Annotated in this window: 3 protein-coding genes, 1 tRNA gene and 2 pseudogenes; 3 read left to right on the top strand and 3 right to left on the bottom strand. The window is 59.8% G+C overall.

Going from position 1 to position 4,753, the window contains the following annotated elements:
• Nucleotides 1–241, top strand: a pseudogene (locus A37A_RS19420) (IS630 family transposase); the annotation flags it as partial.
• Nucleotides 242–625: 384 nt separating this feature from the next.
• On the opposite strand, the gene A37A_RS0111105 reads toward A37A_RS19420, so the two are convergent.
• From A37A_RS0111105 to ftsH, 3 genes are all read right to left on the bottom strand, one after another.
• Nucleotides 626–702, bottom strand: a tRNA-Met gene (locus A37A_RS0111105).
• 64 nt (nucleotides 703–766) lie between these two features.
• Nucleotides 767–1,093 carry a thioredoxin gene (trxA, locus tag A37A_RS0111100; protein ID WP_018291570.1) on the bottom strand — a complete coding sequence of 109 codons (327 nt, stop codon included), beginning with the start codon at nucleotides 1,091–1,093 and terminating at the stop codon, nucleotides 767–769.
• Nucleotides 1,094–2,185: 1,092 nt separating this feature from the next.
• Nucleotides 2,186–4,117 (bottom strand): ATP-dependent zinc metalloprotease FtsH, encoded by a 1,932-nt coding sequence (gene ftsH / locus A37A_RS0111085; RefSeq protein WP_155996647.1) that lies wholly within the window; start codon nucleotides 4,115–4,117, stop codon nucleotides 2,186–2,188.
• A gap of 208 nt (nucleotides 4,118–4,325) precedes the next feature.
• On the opposite strand from ftsH, the pseudogene A37A_RS17220 reads away from it, so the two are divergent.
• Together A37A_RS17220 and A37A_RS21470 are read left to right on the top strand one after the other, a co-directional pair.
• A pseudogene (locus A37A_RS17220) lies at nucleotides 4,326–4,484 on the top strand (IS1182 family transposase); the annotation flags it as partial.
• An 87-nt stretch (nucleotides 4,485–4,571) separates the two neighbouring features.
• On the top strand, nucleotides 4,572–4,753 hold a 182-nt coding region (locus A37A_RS21470), incomplete at its 3' end, for a helix-turn-helix domain-containing protein (RefSeq protein WP_040889130.1).

The following is a 4,753-nucleotide window of genomic DNA, read 5'->3' as shown; positions in this document are numbered from 1 at the left end:
ATGCCAGGCCCTGGAGCGCACACAAATCGCTTTGCCTCTTGGGCCTCGAAGGGTTCGCACCGGCACCCATGACTATGTCCGGCACGGAACGATCACGCTTTTCGCGGCCTTGAGTTATTTGGACGGAAAGATATTCCGCCAGACGGCTCCTCAACACACTCATAAAGAGTGGCTCGCCTTCCTAAAGAAACTCGATAGGGAAACCCCTTCCTCTTTGTCGCTCCACCTGGTCGTCGATAACTGTCAGGTCCCGAAGGATTGTGCACCGCTCTTTTGGGAAGGAGCCGGGTGGGATCGCTGCGATTCTTCGAGAGGTGGAAACGGGGCCGAAATCGGATGTCTGGCGGTAGGGTAGCTATACTGTCGCTTCACTCTGGAAAGAGAGCGCCTCGCCTGCCTATCTCACAAGTCATTCTCCTGCGGCTTGCGAAATGGAGCTGTCTGCTTCGTTAGGCTTTGGTCTTCTCTCCTCGCAGTGTGTCGTCCTACGACTCCAGGGAAAAAGCGGCGCCCCCCTTCCATCCAGACCCATTCGCCGCGCCTCGGGTACGAACTTTGTGAGATAGGCAGGCTAAAGCGGAAAAGGAAGAGCCGCCGATCTCCCTTGAATATCAGCGACTGGAAATGGTGGCGGGGGCAGGATTTGAACCTGCGACCTTCAGGTTATGAGCCTGACGAGCTACCGGGCTGCTCCACCCCGCGATCTTGGATAAATTTATTCTGCTCGGCGAACGGATTCAGCGCAAGAAGAAAAAGCCTGTGCTCGCTACTGGGACTCCTGAATCTTCGCGAGGATGTGGCTTTTGGAAGCTGCGCCCACCTGACGGCCTCTAACTTCGCCGTCCCGAAAGATGAGAAGAGTCGGAATCGACTGGATGGAAAAGCGACGGGCGAGGTCCTGCTGCTGGTCGACGTTCACCTTGCCAAATTTCACCTTTCCGGAAAGCTCATTGGCAAGCTCTTCGATCACAGGTGCCACCATGCGGCAAGGCCCGCACCATTCCGCCCAGAAATCAACAACTACGGGAACGGTGGATTGAGCGACTTCCTGCGAAAAATTTGTGTCGGTGATTTCGTGGACAAGACCAGCCATAAGAAAGCCTCCTTCCTAAATTGAGCCTGCCGTTGATTGAGGTAGGCAGCCCTTAAAACACGTCGGCGTAGACGAGCGCAAGATAAATTGCCGTTAGAGTGCTGACAAGGGCCGTCATCAAGGCAAGTGCGATCGCGCCAGCTCGGCCTGGTGCTTCCCTGACGGAATCCTGTCGGCTTTGCGGCTTCGCCGCCTCACGGGGCTTAGCCGGTCGCTCTCCCGTTCGAGCGGAAGGCCGTACCGCATAGGCCGGAGGCTGCGCTTGTCCGGAAGCTTTTCCGGAGGGCCCAGCCGACGGCCGTGCTTCGTTCGAGCGGGTATGCGGTGTCCCTTGAGCGGAGGCGGGACGATAATTTTGCGGGGGTGCAGGCGGGGCTTGCTGGTATCGCTGCGGGGGCGGAGGGGAATAGGCGTTGGGTTGTTCGGAGCCGTTGGCGGGAGCAGGAGGCATGTAGGGCACATACCCCTGCGGGGCCGACGCTTCTTGGGCGGGGGCGGGATGATAATTTTGCGGGGGTGCAGGCGGGGCTTGCTGGTATCGCTGCGGAGGAGGCTGAGGCCGGGGAACGGCACGGGCCTGTGGCGGAGGCGGAGGGGAATAGGCGTTGGCCGGATAACACTGAGGGGCTGGCGCCGGATGCCGCCACGATTGGGCGGGAGCGGACGGCGGATTGGGGACCGCGCTGCCGTTTCCGGCATTTTGTGGCACCGATGGCGCGCTGGCCGGAGCGGGGCGGGGTTGCGGATAAGAAAAGGATCCGTAGGCGCCTTGAGGAAGCGGAGCCGATGGGGGATACGGTGTTTCCGCACCCGGAGGCGGGCCTGGATTCTGGCGCGCAAAGAAGGGCGGCGGCCAGCCTGGAGGATTCGCCGCTGCCGGAGCGTTCCCCGTCGTGTTCTGAGGAGGGTGCTGATGCGGAAATGCCTCTTGCGGGTTCAACTCTGCTTCTTCAGCAGGCCAAGCCTCGGGCTTAGTTTGCGGAGGGGAAGGGGGTCCAGCGTCGTACCCTGACGGAAGGGAGCTCATCTGGGGCAGTAAAATACGACGAGGGGATGCGCTAGTCAACGGAAATGCAAAGTAGCGTTAACGCACTATTGCGGAGTCGATAACGGTTGCTTTGCGGATTCCGGCAAGAGCGCCAAGAACTCGGCGGCGTCCAGCGTTTCCTTCTTAAGGAGATTGGCGGTAACCTCCTCAAGGGTCTTTCGCTCTTTTTGAAGAATGGCCTTGGCTTCCTCGTAGGTCTTTTCCAGGATCCGTTGCACTTCTTGATCGACCAGCCGGGCGGTTTCACCGCTGTATTCGACGTGACCATCGAGGCTGGGAACCTCCGCCAGGCCGGGCCGGCTCGGTATGAGATGGGCAAGGCCGACGGACTCGCTCATACCGTAGAGGCAGACCATCTGCCGGGCCAGAGTGGTCGCCACCTCTAAATCATTTTCCGCACCAGTGCTGACCTCGCTGAAGATGATCTCTTCGGCCGCCCTTCCACCCATGGCGCAGCGGATCTTGGTCAGGAGCTGACTGCGAGTGAACAAGTATTGCTGGGCGGGAGGCAGTTGGAGAGTGTAACCAAGAGCGCCACGGCCGCGCGGGATGATGCTGACCTTTCGGACGGGATCTGCTCCGGGAGTCGCCGCCGCGACCAGTGCATGGCCCACCTCGTGATAGGCAACCCGCTTCTTTTCTTCCTTGGCAAGCTGGAGGCTACGGCGCTCGGGGCCGGCAACGACCTTTTCCAGCGCTTCGAGCAGATCGGCTTGCCCGACTTTCTGCACCTTTCGGCGTGCCGCGAGGAGGGCTGCCTCGTTCATGAGGTTGGCGAGGTCGGCCCCAGACATGCCGGAGGTGGCATGAGCGATCTCTTGCAGGTTGATGTCCGGCGCCAGCGGCTTTCCTTTGGAGTGGACCCGGAGAATGGCCTCGCGTCCCTGAACATCGGGAAGGTCGACAACGACTTGCCGATCGAAGCGTCCCGGACGGAGAAGCGCCCGGTCGAGGATGTCGGGCCGATTCGTCGCCGCGAGGATGATAATCCCCTCGTTCGGATCGAAGCCATCCATCTCCACGAGCAGCTGATTGAGGGTCTGCTCCTGTTCGTCATGGCCCATCGCGATCCTCACTCCGCGCTGCCGACCGATGGCATCGAGCTCGTCGATGAAGATGATGCAAGGGGCGCGGCCCTTTGCTTGAACAAAGAGGTCGCGCACCCGGGAAGCGCCGACGCCCACGAACATCTCGACAAATTCGCTCCCGCTCAGGGAAAAAAAAGCGACGTGGGCTTCCCCAGCGACGGCGCGAGCCAAAAGAGTTTTTCCCGTTCCTGGGGGCCCAATCAAGAGAACCCCTTTAGGGATCTTGGCTCCCAGTGCGCGGTAGCGGGCGGGACTCTTGAGAAAATCGACGACCTCCTGAAGCTCATACTTCGCTTCCTGGCAGCCGGCGACATCCGCGAAGCTGACGCCAGTGCCCTCCTCCGCCACGAGTCGTGCCCGGCTCTTCCCGACGTTGAGCAGCGAATAGCCCGCGCCGCGCGTCATCCAACGTGTCAGGCCGACCCAAATCAGAAAGAAGATTCCAATAGGAAGAATCCATGAGAAGATGAGTTGGGAGAGGAGACTGGGACGGACGCTCGAATAGGTGGTGTGCGCGCTCTGCAACCGGGCGACTAGGTTGGGATCCTCGACCCGGACGGTTCGAAAGAACGCGGGCGTTGGTGCTTTGGTCTCTCCTTCCTTCTTCGTGGGAGCCGAAACCAGCATCTTTCCCTGGATTTCTTCCGGGGTAATGGTGCATCCGATGATCTCCTTCTTGTCCAGCTTGTCGAGAAAAGTGCTGTAGGGTATCGTCGTGACGGTCGCCCGCTGCAGGCTTTCCTGCCAGAGCCATACCAGCAGGAGAGCTACCATGACCTGGAGGAGAAGCTGCCAAGGAGAGCCGAAAAACCCCTCCGGCTGCTTTTTTCCCCCGTTATTCTTTTTCGGGGGAGAGAGCGGGCTTCCCGGTAACGCAAACTTGCTCATGCTAGCAAGCTTTTCGTTTCCGGCGCCGTTTGTCGAAGAAAAAAGAGGCAGAGGAGTCGCCTCCACTCCTCGTTCGCCTTGAGCTCCGGAGTGAAGTCAACCCAGCGGGTCCAGGCACGGCGGCAAGCCGCAGGAGAACGCTGGGAGATATGCAGGCTAGCAGCCTGTCGGACTTTTCTTTTCCCTCTGGAATATGGTAAAAGAGGGCATGGCTGAGCGATTTGTGATGGTGGATCGGATGACCCCAATGCTTTTGCCCGAGGACATGCGGGATTGGGTGAGGGAAGACGACTTGGTGCATTTTGTCATCGAGGCGGTGGAGAAGATGGATCTGCGGGGATTTCGAGTCAACGTGCGCGGGACGGGGTGTCGTAAGCAAGTGAAGTGACCGCCGCGAGGGCAGATGAAGTGACCGCTTGGGTATTGGGGGCTGGAGAGTTCATGAGATGGGGGCATGGACGGCTTTGGCGAAGCGGAAGGATGGCGGGTCATGAAAGTTCAGGAGGTGATTATGCGGGCGATGGCGAAGCGGATCAGTTGGTTGGATGCGGCGGAGATTTTGGGATGGAGTCCTCGCACCCTTCGGCGGTGGCGAGCTCGGTATCGGATTCGGGGATACGACGGGCTTTTTGATCG

It is taken from the genome of Verrucomicrobium sp. 3C, assembly GCF_000379365.1.
In the GTDB taxonomy this organism is placed as follows: domain Bacteria; phylum Verrucomicrobiota; class Verrucomicrobiia; order Methylacidiphilales; family Methylacidiphilaceae; genus Methylacidimicrobium.
The sequence above is the reverse complement of the archived record's forward strand: the minus strand, read 5'-3'. Positions and strand labels throughout refer to the sequence as shown.

Excerpts from the sequence above, each read along its gene's own strand:
- trxA (WP_018291570.1), bottom strand. The coding sequence starts at position 1,093 with ATGGCTGGTCTTGTCCACGAAATCACCGACACAAATTTTTCGCAGGAA.
- ftsH (WP_155996647.1), bottom strand. The coding sequence starts at position 4,117 with ATGAGCAAGTTTGCGTTACCGGGAAGCCCGCTCTCTCCCCCGAAAAAG.